The organism is Xanthomonas theicola (genome assembly GCF_014236795.1).
Classification (GTDB): domain Bacteria; phylum Pseudomonadota; class Gammaproteobacteria; order Xanthomonadales; family Xanthomonadaceae; genus Xanthomonas_A; species Xanthomonas_A theicola.
Genome location: NZ_CP049017.1, coordinates 2,881,829 through 2,898,562 on the forward strand (window position 1 = coordinate 2,881,829; position 16,734 = coordinate 2,898,562).

A 16,734-nucleotide genomic window follows, 5' to 3' on the forward strand; every position below is an offset into this window, starting at 1 on the left:
CCAAGGAGAAGACGATGGGAAGCGAGCAAAGCGATCCGAGGCGCTGGCCTGATGGCGTGGAGGCATATCCGGCCAGACAGCAAGACTTGGCAATCTATGAGCAGAGCCGCCACGCGCTGGCGCAGTTCCAGGCGCCGCGGCTGGTCAGCGGGAGCAATCCGCACTCCCGCCTGTTCGTAGCCTCCTTCGATGGCACGGGCAACGACAAGTACAAGGATCCCGAGCACATCACCAATATCGGCATCCTGGACGATCAGGTGCAAACGGCAAAAAATAACGATGTTAAAAATATAAGAGGATATTATGTCCCCGGCGTGGGCACCCAGGACAATGCCTTCACCCAAGCGATCGATGGCGGCCTGGGCTACAGCTACGGTCCGCGCATGGAAGAAATGTACTTGCGGTTCATTCTCCAAGCCAGGAGGTGGCATGACGAAAATCCCCACGCCGAAATCAGCATCCTCTCCACCGGCTTCAGCCGCGGCGCGGTGACCGCGGCGATGTTCACCCGGATGGTCGATGAGCGCGGCATCCAGGATCCGGAAGGGATGCAGATCGACTACGGCCCGGCCGGCGAGGTGCGCCAGCTCACCGCGACCCGGCCGCCGCTGGCGCCGCCGGGGCGCACCGCGCAGGCGGTGGCGCTGCTGGACCCGGTCGCCACCGGCGACATGAACCTGCGCGACGTGCGCCTGCCGCCGTCGGTGGTGTCGGGCCTGCAGATCAGCGCGCGCGACGAGCGCCGCGACGCGTTCCCGGTCAAGGACATCCTGGACCCCGGCCGCTCGCGCGACGGGCGCTTCCTCGATCTGGTCAATCCAGGGGCGCATTCGGACATCGGCGGCTCCTACCGGCTCGACGGGCTGGCGGTGCGCAATGGCAATCTGCTGTCCGCCTATGTCAACAGCCTCGGCGACACCCCGTTCGCGCAGGCGCGCACGGTGCCGGGGGCGCCGGAGATGAACGTGATCCACCGCTCCGAGCAGCACCAGGCGTTCTACACCACGGCGCTGGCCAGCGTGCTCGGCCAGCGCGTGCACGTGAAGGAGCTGGCCGGCACGGCATGGAGCCTGAACCGTACCGATGCCGAGCCACTGGATGCGGCATTGCGCGCACGGTACCCGTTGCGGGCGGTGCCGCTGCCCGCCGAACGCACCGATCCATCGCTGCCGGCGTTCTTCCAGCAACGTCCGTCGGCGCCGGCGCCGGCGCCGCAGATCGAGAGTTGGACGCCCCTGCTGTTGAATGCGCCCCATGCCTCGCTGCGGCGCGACGCCGCCGCGCCCGCCGCACAGGATCGGGCACCGGACCGCGAACAGGTCGCCGGAGCTGGGCAACCGGCACCGATGCGCTGGAATCCGCTGTTCCTGGCGGCCACCGATGCGGCGTTGCGCAACGATGGCGACGGCGTGCTGGCCGCCGGTCGCGCCTACGCCCAGAGCGAGGATGGCCAGGCCTGGTTGCGCAGCGGCCAGCAAGCGAACCAGGCGCTGGCGCTGCAGCAGGAACAGGAGCGGCAGTTGCAGCAGCAGCGCGCACTGGAAGCCCAGCAGCAGGCGCCGGTGCATGCCGCTCCGGTCATGCGCCTGGGATGAGGCAAGGAGACCGCGTGCCATGACATCGGACCAATTACAAGAACTGGCGATGCGCCTGAGCGCCTTGGCCGACACGCTTCAACAGCGCGCCGAGGCCGCGCTGCGCGAGCAGCAGCGCAGTGCGCAGGCGTTGCACGGGGCCGCGCAGAGCTTCGCCGCGCAATCGCAGCAGTTGTCGCAGGATGTGGTGCGCACCGTGGGCAACGAGACGCGCGGCGTGGTGGAACGCGCCACGGGCGACGGCCTGCGCCAGGGCGAGGAACGCTTGAAGCAGGCCGCCGCGCAGGTGCGCCAGGCCGAGCTGCGCCTGTCCGAGGAAGTGGCGCAGTTGCTGGCAAGCCGGCAGTCGCTGCTGTGGAAGAGCGGCTTGGCATTGCTGCTGGGGTCGCTGTTGGCGGTCGCCGGCAGCGGCTATTTCGTCTGGCGCAGCCAGCAGGCCCTGCGCGATGCCCAGTTCCCCGAGGCGGTGTTGGCCGCGACCCGCTCCGGTGCATTGACCCAGTGCGGCGACCGATTGTGCGCACGGATCGGCAGAAAGCCGCAGCACTTCGGTGCGCAGGGCGAGTACGCACTCGTACGATAGGTGTCATCGCGCGTGTCCGACATCATGTCCGCACCCCGACGAAGCCGCCGGTCTGCCGCGCCCACAGCCGCGCGTACAGGCCGCCGCGCGCGACCAGTTCGGCGTGGGTGCCGGTTTCGACGATGGCACCCTGGTCCATCACCACCAGCCTGTCCATGCGCGCGATGGTCGAGAGCCGGTGCGCGATCGCGATCACCGTCTTGCCCGCCATCAGTTCGTCCAGGCTGTCCTGGATCGCCGCCTCCACTTCCGAATCCAGCGCCGAGGTGGCTTCGTCCAGCACCAGGATCGGCGCGTCCTTCAGCAGCACCCGGGCGATGGCGATGCGCTGGGGCTGGCCGCAGGACAGCTTGACCCCGCGCTCGCCCACATGCGCCGCGTAGCCGCTGCGGCCTTCGCCGTCGCGCAGCGCGTCGATGAAGCCGTCGGCGCGCGCCTTGCGCACCGCCGCCTGCAGCTGCGCCTGCGTGGCGTCGGGACGGCCGTACAGCAGGTTGTCGCGGATCGAGCGATGCAGCAGCGAAGTGTCCTGGGTGACCAGGCCGATCTGCCCGCGCAGGCTTTCCTGGGTCACCGCGGCGATGTCCTGGCCATCGATCAGGATGCGCCCGCGCTCCAGGTCGTACAGCCGCAGCAGCACGTTGACCAGGGTCGACTTGCCGGCGCCCGACGGCCCGACCAGGCCGATCTTTTCGCCCGGCCGTACTTGCAGGTCGAGCCCGGCGATGACCCCGCCGCGCTTGCCGTAGTGGAAGTGGATGTGCTCGAAGCGCACTTCGCCGCGCGTCACCTGCAACACCTGCGCATCGGCGCGGTCCTGCACCTGGATCGGCTGGGCCACGCTCTCCATGCCGTCCTGCACCGTGCCGATGTCCTCGAAGATGCCGTTGACCACCCACATGATCCAGCCGGACATGTTGTGGATGCGGATCACCAGCCCGGTGGCCAGGGTGATCGCGCCGACGCTGATCCGGCCCTGGCTCCACAGCCACATCGCCAATGCGCAGGTGCCGACGATCAGGAAGCCGTTCAACGCCGCGATCGAGAAATCCATGGCGGTGGTCATGCGGGTCTGCCCGCGGTGCTTGACCGCCAGTTCCTGGATCGACTCGCGCACGTAGGCTTCCTCGCGCCTGGCATGCGCGAACAGCTTCAGCGTGGCGATGTTGGTGTAGCCGTCGACGATGCGGCCCATCGCCTTGGAGCGCGCCTCCGAGGCGATCCACGCGCGCTGCTGCATGCGCGGCACGAAGTACGCCATCAGCGCCGTGTAGGCGACCAGCCAGACCAGCAGCGGCACCATCAGACGCGCATCGGCCTGCGCGAACAGGTACAGCGCGGTGCCGGTGTAGACCAGGATGTACCACAGCGCATCGACCATCTGCACCGCCGATTCGCGCAGCGAGGTGCCGGTCTGCATGACCCGGTTGGCGATGCGCCCGGCGAAGTCGTTCTGGAAGAAGCCCAGGCTCTGCCGCACCACGTAGTTGTGCATCAGCCAGCGCGTGCGGTTGCTGAGCCCGGGCATGATCGCCTGGTTGACCAGCAGGTTGTGCAGCCCGGTCAGCAACGGCCGCGCGACGAGGGTGATCGCGGCCATCCACAGCAGTTCGTCGCGGTGGCGCGCGAAGAAGTCCGGCCCCGGCGCTTCGGCGACCAGGTCGACGATGCGCCCCAGGAAATCGAACATCGCCACTTCGACCAGCGCCAGCAGCAGCCCGGCCACCAGCGTGGCGGCGAACACCGGCCATACCGGGCGCAGGTAGAACGCGTAGAAGCGCCACACCCCGCGCGGCGGGGTGCGCGGATCGATCTCGGGAAACACGGGAATCAGCGACTCGAACCAGCGGAACATCGCAACGCATCCATCCTGCAGGACGCGCAGCGTAGCCGATACCGCTGTCCTGGGCATGTGCGCTCGCGCCGGCGGCGACGGCGTGCGCGTCCGCGCGGCGGTCAGGCCACCTGTCCGAAACCGCTGCGGTAGACCGAAGGCGCCACGCCCACGTGGCGCCGGAACGCGGCGCGGAACGCGTCGAGGCTGTCGAAGCCGCAGGCCTCGCCGACCCGGCCCAACGCCAGCCGCCCGTCCTCCAGCAAGGCCTTCGCCGCGCGCACCCGCTCCTGCTGCAGCCACTGCGCCGGGGTGGCGCCGAGCGCGGCCTTGAAGCGGCGATAGAAATTGCGTTCGCTCATCGCCGCGGCCCACGCCAGGTCCGCGGCGCCGATGCCGGCGTGCAGGTGCTGCCGCGCCCAGTCGAACACGCCGTCGAACGGATGGGCACGCGGCGTGGCGACCGGACTGGCCACGAACTGGCGCTGCCCGCCCTCGCGGTGCGGCAGCATCACCAGCCGCTGCGCCACCCGGTTGGCCACGGCGGTGCCGAAGTCGCTGCGGATCAGGTGCAGGCCGGCGTCGATGCCGGCGGCGCTGCCGGCCGAGGTGACGATGCGGCCGTCTTCCACGTACAGCGCATCGCCGACCAGGGTGCTGGCCGGGAAGCAGTCGCGGAACTGCTGCGCGTAGCGCCAGTGGGTGGTCGCCCTGCGCCCGTCGAGCAGGCCGCAATGGCCGAGCAGGAACGCGCCCGAGCAGATCGACAGCAGCCGCGCGCCGCGGGCATGGGCGTCGCATAGCGCGGTTTTCAGTGCGGCGCCGGGCAGCACCGCCGGCCCGCTCCAGCCCGGCACCACGATCGTGTGCGCGGTGCGCAACAGCGCCAGCCCGCCGTCGGCGGCCACCCGCAGGCCGCCGATGCCGCTGCGCACCTTGCGCGCGGTCATCGCCACGCCGAAGCGGTACCAGGGCATGTCCAGTTCCGGCCGCGGCAGGCCGAACAGCTCGGCGGCGATGCCGAACTCGAACAGGCACAGGTTCGGATAGGCCAACGCGACCACACGGGGCGGCGTCTTCGTCATGGCAGGAAACGACCGCTGTTCGTCCATCCTGCCAGTGTAGCCGCGGCGGCGCCGGCGTCACACTGGCCGCTCCCACGCCAAGGACACGCCCCATGCGCAATCCCGTGCTGCAGACAGCCGCCGCCTCCAGCGCCGACGCGCTGCGCCATTTCGCCGCCAAGCGCTCGCTGGAAACCGATTGCTGGGACGTGCACGCGGCGGTGTCCGGCGGCGGCGAGGCCGGCTTCGTCCTGCTCGATGTCCGTTCCCCGGCGCTGTACGCGCAAGGCCACCTGCCCGGCGCGATCAACCTGCCGCACGCCAAGATCGTGCCCGGCAAGCTGTCCGCCTATCCGGCCGACACCCTGTTCGTGGTGTATTGCGCCGGCCCGCATTGCAACGGCGCCGACAAGGCGGCGCTGCGCCTGGCCACGCTGCAACGCCCGGTGAAACTGATGCTCGGCGGCATCACCGGCTGGCTGGACGAAGGCTTCGCGCTGGTGCGCGGCGCTGCCGGCGCGGAGCCTGCCTGACCCGGCGTGCGGGCGCGGATGGCACTGCCCTGCCGGCCTGCACGCGGCCCACGCCGGTTGCGCGGCGACGACGGACGCCCACCCGCCGACGCCGCAATGGGTTCACGCCGCGCGCGACGCTCCGGGTGCGCGGCAACGGCCTTCACCGCAGCGAGAAGACGGCACGGTTGCCGCGAACGAGCGTCTCCTGCCAACGCGGCATCCGGCGCTTGCGCGTTGCCCGGCGCCCGCGCCAGCCTCAATCGCAGCGCAGCGCATCGGGCGCGTCCGCCGCGCCGGCCACGACCTGGATGCGGGTGAACGCCGCCGCGAACGGCGCATCGGCATCGATCGCGAACGGCATGTCGATGCCGCCGAGGTCGGCGCCGCGCTTGGCGAAGCAGGCCAGGGGCACGCTGATGGTGCGCTTGCCGGATCCCGCCGCGGGCAGCGCTGCGGCGATGTCGATCCCGTCGCCGCAGCCGCGCACGCAGCCCAGGCGCAGCGTCACCGCTGCGGTCGGCGCCTGCTGCACCTGCACGTCGAACTGCAGCGCGGCGTGCGCCTGCGCCATCGCGGTGAGGTTCTGGCTGGCGGCGCCGCTGGCCAGCAGCCGCGCCGGCGCCAGCCAGGTCACCTGCTTGGCGTCCTGCTGCGTATTGACCTGTACCGTGCGCACGCGCAGCGCCGGATCCGCTTGCGGCCACTCCACCACCGCGTTGAGGTCGGCGCCGAGCGCGCGCTCCTGGCCGCGCGCGGCCAGCTTCAGCGTGTACGGCGCGGCGTCGCGCAGGTTGAATACTGGCAGCGTGGTGGCCGCGCCGCAGTCGGCCGGCAGTTGCACCGGCAGCGTCCCGACCCGGCCGCCTTGGGCATAGCGCAAGCCGTAGCCGAGCGCGAACAGCGGCGGCCGCGCTGGATCGGCCGGCGCCACCGGCGGCGGACAGGCCTGGCCCGGCCACGGGAAGCCCAGCCGGCCGCGGAAATCGTACGCCCCGCCGTACAGCACGTCGGCCACCCCGCCGCCCTCGCTGCCCGGCAGCCAGGCGGCGACGAAGGCCTGCGAGAGGTTGAGCAGGTCGTTGACGTACAGCGGCCGCCCGGACAGCAGCACGGTGATCACCGGCTTGCCGGTCGCCGCGACGTCCTGCAGCGTCTTCAGGTCCTCGGGATGGCGCTGGCTGTGCGCCATCGTGTTGGAGGCGACGATGTCGCCGCTGCCCTCGGCATACGGCGTTTCGCCGATCACCGCGACGATGGCGTCGTAGCTGTCCGGCGCGACCGCGGCGACCGACGCGGCATAGCGCACCTGCGCGGCGCCGCCCGCATCGCGCAAGCCGGCCAGGACGCTCTGCGCATTGGGGAAATCGGCGTTGCGGTTGTCGGTGCCCTGCCAGGTCAGCGACCAGCCGCCGACCTGGTCGGAAAGAGTGTCGGCGCTCTTGCCGACCACCAGCAGGCGCTGGCCGCGGCGCAGCGGCAGCGCGCCGCGCTCGTTCTTCAGCAGCACCAGCGATTCGCGCACCGCGCGCCGCGCCAGGTCGCGGTGCAGCAGCGCGTCCTCGCGTCCGGCGTAGCGGCTGGCGGAGGGCGCGTGCGCGAACAGGCCGGCGCGCAGCTTGACCCGCAGGATGCGCCGCACCGCATCGTCGATGCGCGTCTGCGGGATCTGTCCGGCCTGCACCTGGGCGACGGTGTTGTCGATGAACGCCTTCCACTCGTCGGGCACCATCACCATGTCCACGCCGGCGTTGATCGCCTGCGCGCAGCTGGCGTTGCTGCAGCCCGGTACCTGGCCGATGCCGTTCCAGTCGGAGACCACGAAGCCGTCGAAGCCCATCTTGCGCTTCAGCGCCTCGCTCAGCAGCGGCGCGGCGCCGTGCATCTTGCCGTAGTCGACGCCGGCGGCGGCATCGTGCCAGCTGCTGTAGGAGGCCATCACCGTCTGCACGCCGGCCTCGATCGCGCCGTAGTAGCCCTGCGCGTGCACGTTGAGCATCCGCGCCTTGTCGATCTGCGCCACGCCCTGGTCGCGGCCGTGCGCGGTGGCGCCATCGCCGAGGTAGTGCTTGGCGGTGGCCAGCACGCTGGCATCGTCGCCGAGCCGGCCCTGCATGCCGCGCACGTAGGCGGCGGCATAGCTGCGCACCAGCGCCGGGTCGGACGAGAAGCTCTCGTAGGTGCGGCCCCAGCGCGGATCCTCCGCCACCGCCAGCGTGGGCGCGAACGCCCAGGCGATGCCGGTGGCGCGGCTGGCCTCGGCGGTGGCGCGCGCGACCTGTTCGACCAGCGCCGGGTCGCGCGCCGCGCCCAGGCCGATGTTGTGCGGGAACAGCGTGGCGCCGTACACGTTGCTGTGCCCGTGCACCGCGTCGGTGCCCCACACGATCGGGATCGGCACCTGCGCGTCGCTGCGCATCGAAGCCTGGTAGTAGGCATCGGCCAGCCGCAGCCAGTCGTCCACGCGCGCGTGCTTGTCCTTGCCCGGCCACGAACCGCCGCCGTTGAGCACCGAACCGATGTAGTACTGGCGCACCTGTTCGGGCGTGATCGACTTGATCTCCGCCTGGGTCATCTGCCCGACCTTCTGCGCCAGGGTCATGCCGTCCAGGATCTGCGCGATCCTGGCTTCCTCGGCCGGGTCGGGCGCCACCGCGCTGCGCAGCGCCGGCCAGTCGCGCAACGGCGCCGGCGCGGAGGGCGGCGCGGCGTCGGCCACGGCGACGAGGGCGGCGGCGGCGAGCACGGCGCGGGCCAGGGCATGCGGTGTGGACATCCTGTTTCCTCCATCGAAGTGCGGGCGCGGCGCCGGTCGTGGCGGGCGGGGCGGTGCCCGCGTCAGAGCTTGTAGCGGAAGCCGAGCAGGTACTGGCGGCCGTACTCGGTGTATTCCTCGGGCAGGAACACCGTGGACGCGACGCCGGCGGCACTGACCTCGGTGCGGAACGCCTCGTTGGTCAGGTTGTTGACCTGGAACATCAGCGACAGGCCCTTCAGCCGGCTGCTGTCGGGGAAGTCGTAGCTCAGCTGCAGGTCGGTGACGCGCTCGCTGAGCGTGTTGCGGTAGCTGCGCTGCCCGAACAGCGAGCCGTACTCGCCGCGGTAGGCGTCGCGGTAGCGCTGGCTGATGCGCGCGCCGATGCCGTGCTTCTCGTAGAACACGGTGGCGTTGGCGACGATCTTGGACAGGCCGGCGATGGTGTCGGTGCCGGGCGAATTGTCGCTGGGATCGGGATCGATCGACGATTCGGTGTAGGAGCCGTTGAGCTGCACGCCGAAGCCGTCCAGGCGTTCGCTGAACACGTCGCCGGTGACGGTGGCGGCGAACTCGACGCCGCGCATGTAGCCGCCGCTGCCGTTGGCCCAGGTGCTGAAGGTGCCGATGTTCGACACCGGGGTCTGCCCGTCGGGGTTGTAGCCGGTGAAGTCCCAGCGCAGGTTCTGCCGGTAGATGTAGGTCTGCAGGTCCTTGTAGAACAGCGCCAGGCTGACGTAGCTGGCCGAGCCGAAGTACTTCTCCAGCGACAGGTCGAGCGCATCGGCGCGGTACGGCTGCAGGGTCGGGTTGCCGCCGCTGCCGCTCCACAGCCCGGTGGTGGTGTCCACCGCGGCGCTGGCGTCGGCGCTGAGGTAGTTGATCGGTGGCCGCATCAGCTGCTTGGCCGCGCCCAGCCGCGCCATCCAGCCGTCGCCCAAGTCGAACACCAGGTTCAGGCTCGGCAGCGCGTCGTGGTAGCGCGCGCCCAGCGTCTGCGCGCCGACCACCGCGCCGCCGCCGGCGTTGAAGCCGGTGGAGGACTGCTCGGTGGCGATGTACTGCAGGCCGGCGTTGCCGCGCACGCGCACGCGCTCGCCCAGGTCCATGTCGATGTTGGCGCGCAGGTAATAGGTGTCGACGTCCTCGTCGACCACGTAGTCCTTGCGCAGGTCGTCGTTGCTCTCGGACAGGGTGACCCCGTAGTAGCGCGACAGCAGCGCGCGCGGGTCGAAACTGAGGATGTCGCCGATGCCGGCGAAGCCCAGCGAGGTCGGCGCATACAGCAGCGACGGATCGACCAGGGTCGGCGTGCGCCCCGGCAGGTCGGCGAAGTACACGTCGGCGCGCTTGTCCTTGCTGCGGCGGTTGACGTTCACGCCCAGGTCGAAGCTGCGCACCAGCGCGGTGTCCACGTCGTAGGAGAACGCGAGCCGGCCGGCCTTGATCTCGTCCTTCTGCCAGGAATTCTCCAGCCGTCCGTCGTGTCCCCACTTCTGCGGGTCCCACAGGTAGACCGCGCCGGGATCGGCCAGGTCGGCGAGCGAATAGCGCGCGAAGTCGCTGCTCAGCGGCAGGTCGAAGCCGATGCCCTGCGGATCGGCCAGCCCGGCGTAGGTCTCCAGCTGCGACTGCCGGCGCTCGGCGCGCGAGTAGTTCAGGTCCAGGCTCAGCGACCACGGCTCCCAGCGCAGCGTATTGGTCCAGCCGAGCGAGAGCAGCCTGTCCTCGCGGTCGTTGCGGTCGTTGCGCAGCACCGGCTGCACCCCGCTCAGGGTGCCCTGGGTGACGATCGGCACGCCCTGCCGGTCGCGGGTGACGATGTCGCGGTAGCTCACCTGCTCGCCGAGCGCATTGCTGAAGTCCGGCGCGTTGGACCACATCGCGCCGTGCATCGTCTCCTTCTGCTCGAACTTCGACCAGTAGCCGTCGAGCACGCTGTGGAAATGCTCGTTGGGCTTGTATTCCAGCGTGCCGATCACGCCATCGCGGGTGAGTTCGCGCGACTTGATCCATGCCTCCGATCCCTGCAGCGCGACCGCGCCCGGCGGCTTGCCGGGCTGGGTGGCGCCCCAGCTGTCCGGATTGCCCCACCACCACGCCTTGTAGTGTTTTTCCTGGAACGGCGAATTCAGCCGCGCCACGCCCAGCGCGACGCCGATGGTGTCGCCGGCGAACTGGTCGACGTAGGACGCCGCGGCGCGGTAGCCGCGGTCGTGGCCGTCGTCGCCGAGCTTGCCGAAGGAATTCTTCTCGCCGTTGCCGCTGACCACGATGCGGCGTTCGTCCAGGTCCAGCGGGCGGATCGTCTTCAGGTCCACGGTGCCGGACAGGCCCTGCCCGATCACCGCGGCATCGGCGGTCTTGTAGACGGTGACGGCATTGATCAGTTCGGCCGGGAACTGGTCGAACTCCACGCCGCGGCTGTCGCCGGTGCTGACCTGCTCGCGGCCGTTGAGCGTGGTGCCGACGAACTGTTCGGACATGCCGCGGATGTTGATCACCTGCGAGCGCCCGTCCACGCGCTGGGTGGCGACGCCGGGCAGCCGCGAGATCGAGTCGGCGATGCTCACGTCGGGCAGCTTGCCGATGTCCTCGGCCGAGATCGCCTCCACGATCAGCGACGATTCACTCTTGGTTTCCACCGCGGTCTCGATCGCGTGGCGGATGCCGGTGACGCGCACCGCATCCAGCGTGTTGACCGTGTCCTGCGGCGCCGGCGCGTCGGAACCGGCGCTTTGCGCGTGCGCCTGCTGCAGCGCGGCGACGCAACAGGCGACCGCCAGCAAGCGCCGCGACGGTACGCCGCGCCGCACACGGCCCATGAAGAATTTCCGCATGCCCATCATGTGATGCCCTCTCCCGGCATTTTTGACAGCGCTGTCATACTCGTCGTATCCAGTGCGGTCAATGCCCGCAGGAGCGAGACATGCCGCAGCCACGCAAGTCGATGAACTTTCTCGCCGCCACGGCGCCGCGCCATGCCGAATCGCTGCGGCGCAGCACGCGGTTTGCGCAGCATCCGGCCGCCACGCGCGCGGTGCGGCAACGGGTGGCGGCCGCCGTGTGCGGCGCGTTGCTGGCGTGGACCGGCGCCGCCCCCGGCGCGCGGCCAGCGCCACCGCCGGGCGATGTGCAGGTCTGGATCACCACCCAGGACCATCGCCTGGCGCTCGCGCCGGCGACGGCCGCGGCCTGGGAAACCGGGACCGCCGCCGACATCCGCATCGACCCCGCGGCGCGGCGCCAGCGCATGCTCGGGTTCGGCGCGTCCATCACCGACTCCTCCGCCTGGGTGCTGCAGCAGTTGCCGGCTGCGCGGCGCGCGGCGCTGATGCGCGAACTGTTCGGCCGCGCGGACGGCGGCCTGGGCCTGAGCTTCGCGCGGCTGACCATCGGCGCGTCGGATTTCTCGCGCCGCCACTACAGCCTCGACGACACGCCGGACAACGCGCCCGATCCGGCGCTGGCGCATTTCAGCATCGCCGCCAACCGCGACGACGTGCTGCCGGTCGCGCGACAGGCGCTGGCGATCAATCCCGAGCTGAAGATCATGGCCTCGCCATGGAGCGCGCCGGCCTGGATGAAGACCAGCGGCAGCCTGATCGGCGGCACGCTCAAGCCCGAGCACTACGACGCCTTCGCCCGCTATCTGCTGCGCTACGTCGATGCCTATGCGCAGGCCGGCGTGCCGATCTTCGCGCTGACCCTGCAGAACGAGCCGGGCTTCACCCCGGCGGACTATCCGGGCATGCGCCTGCAGGCCGCGCAGCGCGCGCAACTGATCGGCCGCCACCTCGGCCCGCTGCTCGACGCGCGCGGCGGCGCGCCGCTGCTCTTCGCCTGGGACCACAACTGGGACCAGCCGCAGGAGCCGCTGGCGGTGCTCGCCGACGCGCAGGCGCGGCGCCACGTCGCCGGCGTCGCCTGGCACTGCTACGCCGGCGATCCGGCCGCGCAGGGTCCGGTGCAGGCGGCCTATCCGGACAAGGACGCGTACATGACCGAGTGCTCCGGCGGCGACTGGGAACCGCTGCGCAGCGGCGGCCTGACCCTGCAGACGCGGCGCCTGATCGTGCAGTCGGTCCGCCACGGCGCGCGCGGCGTGCTGTTCTGGAATCTGGCGCTGGACCTGCAGGGCGGCCCGCACAGCGGCGGCTGCGCCACCTGCCGTGGCGTGGTCGATGTCGATCCGCACGGCGAGCGCGTGCTGCGCAGCGACGAGTACTATGCGCTCGCCCATGCCAGCCGCTTCGTGCGCCCGCAGGCCTGGCGCATCGATTCCAGCGAGGGTGGCGAAGGCGTGGACAACGTGGCGTTCGAGAACCCGGACGGCAGCCGGGTGCTGGTGGTGGTCAACAGCGCCGAGCGCGAGCGCTCGGTGGCGGTCGCCGAGGGCGCGCGCCGCTTCCGCTACACCGTGCCGGCGCGCAGCGTCGCCAGCTTCGTGTGGCCGGCGCCGGCGCGGTGAGCAGGCGCGCCGCACAGGAGCTGCGCATCGAGGACGTGGCGGCACGCGCCGGCGTGTCGATGAAGACGGTCTCGCGGGTCATCAACGGCGAGCCCAACGTGCGCGAGCAGACCCGGTACAAGGTGGAACGGACCATGCAGCGACTGGGCTACCAGCCCAATCCCTCGGCCCGCAGCCTGGCCGGCCAGCGTTCCTATGCGGTGGCGCTGGCCTACGACAATCCCTCGTACTACCAGATGGAGATCCAGAACGGCGTGCTCGAGGCCTGCCGCGCGCAGCGCTATACGCTGATGCTGGCGCCGGTGGACCGCACCCGACCCGACCATGCCGATGCGCTGGTCGCGCTGGCGCGGCACCAGCGCATCGACGGCTTGCTGCTGATCCCGCCGCTGACCGACGACGCGCCGCTGCTGCGCCGGCTCCACGCCGAAGGCATCGCGCTGGCGTGCGTGTCGCCGCGGCGCCAGCGCGAGTGGCCGGGCGTGCGCCTGGAGGAGCGCCGCGCCGCGCGCGAACTGGTCGGCGAGATGCTGCGCCTGGGCCATCGCCGCATCGCCCACATCCGCGGCCTGCCCGGCCACGGCGCGACCCAGTGGCGCCTGGCCGGATACCGCGATGCGCTGGCCGCCGCCGGCATCGCCTACGACCCGCGCCTGGTGGTGCCGGGACGCTTCGATTTCGCGTCCGGCGTCGAGGCCGCCGAGCAGTTGCTCGGACAGCGCCAGCGGCCGAGCGCGGTGTTCGCCGCCAACGACGAGATGGCCGCCGGCGTGCTGCGCAGCGCCAGCCTGCGCGGACTCGCCGTACCGCGCGACCTGTCGGTGTGCGGCTTCGACGACACCCTGGTCGCGCAACAGGTCTCGCCGGCGCTGGCGACGGTGCAGCAACCGCTGCAGCAGATGGGCCGGCGCGCGCTGGAACTGCTGCTGGCGCGGCAGCGCGCGCCGCAACCGCCGGTGTGCGAGACCCTGCCGCACCGGCTGCTGCTGCGCGACTCGCTGGGTCCGCCCGCGCCGCGGCGCTGAGTGTTTGGTGCGGGACTGGGGACTGGGGACTCGGACGGCAGGATGCATTCCAGCGCGAATCGCAGTCAGGCGATTCGACGAAACGGGGCTGCCCCTTGCTGGCAGAACCGAGTCCCCAGTCCCGAGTCCCGCCCAATCACTGCACCGGCGTCAGCAACAGATCCTGGAAGTCGAAGCTGAAATCGGTCAGCGGCGAGATCGCTTCCATGCGCACCTCGCGCACCTTGCCGTCGGGGGTCAGCGCGAAATTGACGAAGGCGTCGGCATTGAGCGAGCGGTCGCGCCAGCGCACGATGAAGGTGTCGTGCTGCCAATGTTCCAGCGTGCCGACCAGCTGCGCGGTCTTGCTGAAGCGCAATTCCAGCTGCTTGCCGCGCTGCACGATCGCCACCTCGCCGTACCACGGATCGCGATAGGTGCCGGCGTAGCCGGCCAGCGGCAGCGACGGCTTGGAGCTCGCATCGCGCGCGGCCTGGTGCTTGCTCCAGTCCTCGTCGGCCTTCGCATCGGCCTTGGCCACCGCGGCCGCATAGGCGGCGGTCCAGTCGGTCGCCGGCGCGCCCAGGTAGGCGTCGAGCACCTGCAGGGTCAGCGCGTTGAACGCCGCGCCCACTTCCTGGTTGGTCAGCACGATCACGCCCAGTTTCTGTTCCGGCAGCAGGGTCAGCCGCGACACCATGCCCGGCCAGCCGCCGGTGTGCCAGACCAGCTTGTGGCCGCGGTAGTCGCTCAGGCTCCAGCCCTCGCCGTAGCCGGCGAAGTTCGGCTTGGCCGGCAGCAGTTGCGGCACGCTCGGCTCGGCGATGGCGATCGGGGTGATCACCTGCCACATCTCCTGCTGCCGCTGCGCGCTGAACAGGCGCCGCTCCTGGCCATCGGCCGACGGCAGGCGACCGCCGTCGAGCTGCACCTGCATCCACTTGGCCATGTCGTGCACGCTGGCGTAGATGCCGCCGGCGCCGGAATTGTTCGACCAGGTCAGCGGCGGCACCGGGCGCAGGTCGCGGAAATCGAACTTGGCATGGCCGACCGCCGCATGGTCGCCGGGCTGCAGGTAGTCGCTGTTGATGCGCGCGCCGCTCATCCCCACCGGCACGAAGATGCGCTGGCGCACGAACTCGGCGTAGGACTGCCCGGAGACCTGCTCGATCAGCTTCTGCGCCACCGCGTAGAGGATGTTGTCGTAGGCATAGCGGTCGCGGAAGCCGCCCTTCAGCGGCACCTGCGCCAGGCGCCGCACCACCTCCTCGTTGCTGTAGCTGGTCGCAGGCCAGAACAGCAGGTCGCCGGCGCCCAGGCTCAGCCCGCTGCGGTGGCTGAGCAGGTCGCGCACGCGCATTTCGCGGGTCACGTAGGGATCGGCCATCTGGAACCAGGGCAGGTGCTCGATGACCCGGTCGTCGAGCGCGAGCTTGCCCTCGTCGGCCAGGATCGACAGCGAGGCGGCGGTGAACGCCTTGGTGTTGGAGGCGATCGCGAACAGGGTCTGCGCGTCCACCGGTTCCGGCTTGCCGAGTTCGCGCACGCCGTAGCCGCGCTCCAGCACCACCTGCCCGTCCTTGACGATGGCGATGGCGATGCCGGGCACGTCGAACTGCTTGCGCACCCGCTCGACCCGCGCGTCCAGGTCCTGCAGCGCAGGCGGCAGTGCGGGCTGCACGGGGGCGGGCGCTTGCGCCTGCGCGGTGGCGGTCATCGCCAACAACAGGCCGCAGCCCATCGACATGCTCTTCAAATCGGCAAACTCCTGCAAAAACATCGGGGCAAGACGCGCCGCGGGCGGCACCGCGGCCAAGGCCTCGCTGCCCGCCGCAGCGCAGGAGCGAAGTGTAGGGCAACCGCTGCAGGCCGCGGCAGTGCCGGGTTGCGCCGCGGCGATGCCCGCCGCGGGCGCGCCTGCACCCGCGCGCGGCCGCCGCGCACATGCCGGTCACGCTGCGCTGCGGCAAATCCGCCGCCTGCCCGCTGCCCTCGCTGCCCTCGCTGACGCCATGAACCACCTCTTCGACGCCACCCCGGCCGCGGCGGACGGCATCGGCGGCTGGACCTACGCGCCGCGGCGCGGCGGCGCATTCTACCCGCAGGGGCTGGTGCAGCGCCGCGAGCTGGAATACGCCAGCCGCCATGTCGCCATGTCGCCAGCATCGAGATCAACGGCACCTACTACGGCACGCAGAAGCCGGACACCTACGCGCGCTGGCGCGACGAGGCGCCGGCAGATTTCCTGTTCTCGGCCAAGGCGCCCAAACGCATCACCGGCATGCGTCGGCTGGCCGCGGCCGCCGCGCAGATCGAGGACTTCGTCGGCGGCATCGTCGCGCTCGGGGAAAAACTCGGCCCGTTGCTGTGGCAGTTCGAGCACGGCCGCACCCTCGACCTCGACGACCTGGCCGTGTTCCTGGACCTGCTGCCGCAACAGGGCGGCGGCCGGCGGCTGCGGCACGTGCTGGAAGTGCGCGATGCGGCCTGCGTCGGGCCGCGCCTGCTGGACCTGGCCCGCACCCACGGCGTGGCCACGGTGTTCACCGATTCGCCCGATTATCCGTCCTTCGCCGATCTCGGCACCGACTACGTCTACGCGCGGCTGATGCGCAGCCGCGCCAACCTGGCCCACGGCTAGCCGCCCAAGGAGCTGCGCACCTGGGCCGCCCAGGCGCAGGCCTGGCGGCGCGGCGAGGATCCGCAGGCCCTGCCGCACGTCGGCGGCGCCGGCCCCGCCGCGCGAGGTCTTCATCTACTTATCAGTGCGGCCAAGGAGCGCAATCCGGCCGCGGCGATGGCGCTGCTGGCCGAACTCCGTCGGGACTCGGGACTCGTAACAGCGGATCAAGGCGGGCCCGGCGGCAGCTGCTTCCAATCCGACTCGAAAACCCAAAAGCGCCGTTCCGGCGCTTT

At 70.9% G+C, this 16,734-nt stretch carries 10 protein-coding genes and 1 pseudogene; 6 read left to right on the forward strand and 5 right to left on the reverse strand.

The genetic code is table 11. The features are described 5' to 3' along the window. Positions 1 to 86: 86 nt before the first annotated feature. Positions 87 to 1,595 (forward strand): phospholipase effector Tle1 domain-containing protein, encoded by a 1,509-nt coding sequence (locus G4Q83_RS13475; RefSeq protein WP_246432096.1) that lies wholly within the window; start codon positions 87 to 89, stop codon positions 1,593 to 1,595. Between the two features lie 19 nt (positions 1,596 to 1,614). After that, positions 1,615 to 2,178: a hypothetical protein gene (locus G4Q83_RS13480; protein ID WP_128418598.1), complete on the forward strand. Its 564-nt coding sequence runs from the start codon at positions 1,615 to 1,617 to the stop codon at positions 2,176 to 2,178. 22 nt (positions 2,179 to 2,200) lie between these two features. On the opposite strand, the gene G4Q83_RS13485 is transcribed toward G4Q83_RS13480, so the two are convergent. Together G4Q83_RS13485 and G4Q83_RS13490 are read right to left on the reverse strand one after the other, a co-directional pair. Next, the gene (locus tag G4Q83_RS13485; RefSeq protein WP_128418599.1) at positions 2,201 to 4,033 is read right to left on the reverse strand and encodes an ABC transporter ATP-binding protein; all 1,833 of its coding nucleotides are present in this window, start codon (positions 4,031 to 4,033) and stop codon (positions 2,201 to 2,203) included. Positions 4,034 to 4,134: 101 nt separating this feature from the next. Then, positions 4,135 to 5,097: a helix-turn-helix domain-containing protein gene (locus G4Q83_RS13490; protein ID WP_128418600.1), complete on the reverse strand. Its 963-nt coding sequence runs from the start codon at positions 5,095 to 5,097 to the stop codon at positions 4,135 to 4,137. Positions 5,098 to 5,189: 92 nt separating this feature from the next. Here G4Q83_RS13490 and G4Q83_RS13495 point away from each other — a divergent pair, with 92 nt between their 5' ends. Further along, positions 5,190 to 5,609: a rhodanese-like domain-containing protein gene (locus G4Q83_RS13495; RefSeq protein WP_128418601.1), complete on the forward strand. Its 420-nt coding sequence runs from the start codon at positions 5,190 to 5,192 to the stop codon at positions 5,607 to 5,609. A 238-nt stretch (positions 5,610 to 5,847) separates the two neighbouring features. On the opposite strand, the gene G4Q83_RS13500 is transcribed toward G4Q83_RS13495, so the two are convergent. After that, positions 5,848 to 8,364: a glycoside hydrolase family 3 protein gene (locus G4Q83_RS13500; protein WP_128418602.1), complete on the reverse strand. Its 2,517-nt coding sequence runs from the start codon at positions 8,362 to 8,364 to the stop codon at positions 5,848 to 5,850. A 62-nt stretch (positions 8,365 to 8,426) separates the two neighbouring features. Continuing rightward, a complete protein-coding gene (locus G4Q83_RS13505) occupies positions 8,427 to 11,192 on the reverse strand; it encodes a TonB-dependent receptor (RefSeq protein WP_128418603.1) in 2,766 nt (921 codons plus the stop codon). 80 nt (positions 11,193 to 11,272) lie between these two features. On the opposite strand from G4Q83_RS13505, the gene G4Q83_RS13510 reads away from it, so the two are divergent. Together G4Q83_RS13510 and G4Q83_RS13515 are read left to right on the forward strand one after the other, a co-directional pair. Beyond that, a complete protein-coding gene (locus tag G4Q83_RS13510) occupies positions 11,273 to 12,814 on the forward strand; it encodes a glycoside hydrolase family 30 protein (protein ID WP_246432097.1) in 1,542 nt (513 codons plus the stop codon). Beyond that, complete coding sequence (locus G4Q83_RS13515) at positions 12,811 to 13,839, forward strand: LacI family DNA-binding transcriptional regulator (protein WP_246432098.1); 1,029 nt, start codon at positions 12,811 to 12,813, stop codon at positions 13,837 to 13,839. Before G4Q83_RS13510 ends, G4Q83_RS13515 begins: the two co-directional genes overlap by 4 nt. A 136-nt stretch (positions 13,840 to 13,975) precedes the next feature. On the opposite strand, the gene G4Q83_RS13520 is transcribed toward G4Q83_RS13515, so the two are convergent. Then, positions 13,976 to 15,559 (reverse strand): serine hydrolase, encoded by a 1,584-nt coding sequence (locus tag G4Q83_RS13520; protein WP_386273628.1) that lies wholly within the window; start codon positions 15,557 to 15,559, stop codon positions 13,976 to 13,978. Between the two features lie 271 nt (positions 15,560 to 15,830). Here G4Q83_RS13520 and G4Q83_RS13525 point away from each other — a divergent pair. Continuing rightward, positions 15,831 to 16,645, forward strand: a pseudogene (locus G4Q83_RS13525) (DUF72 domain-containing protein); the annotation flags it as partial. Positions 16,646 to 16,734 lie beyond the last annotated feature (89 nt).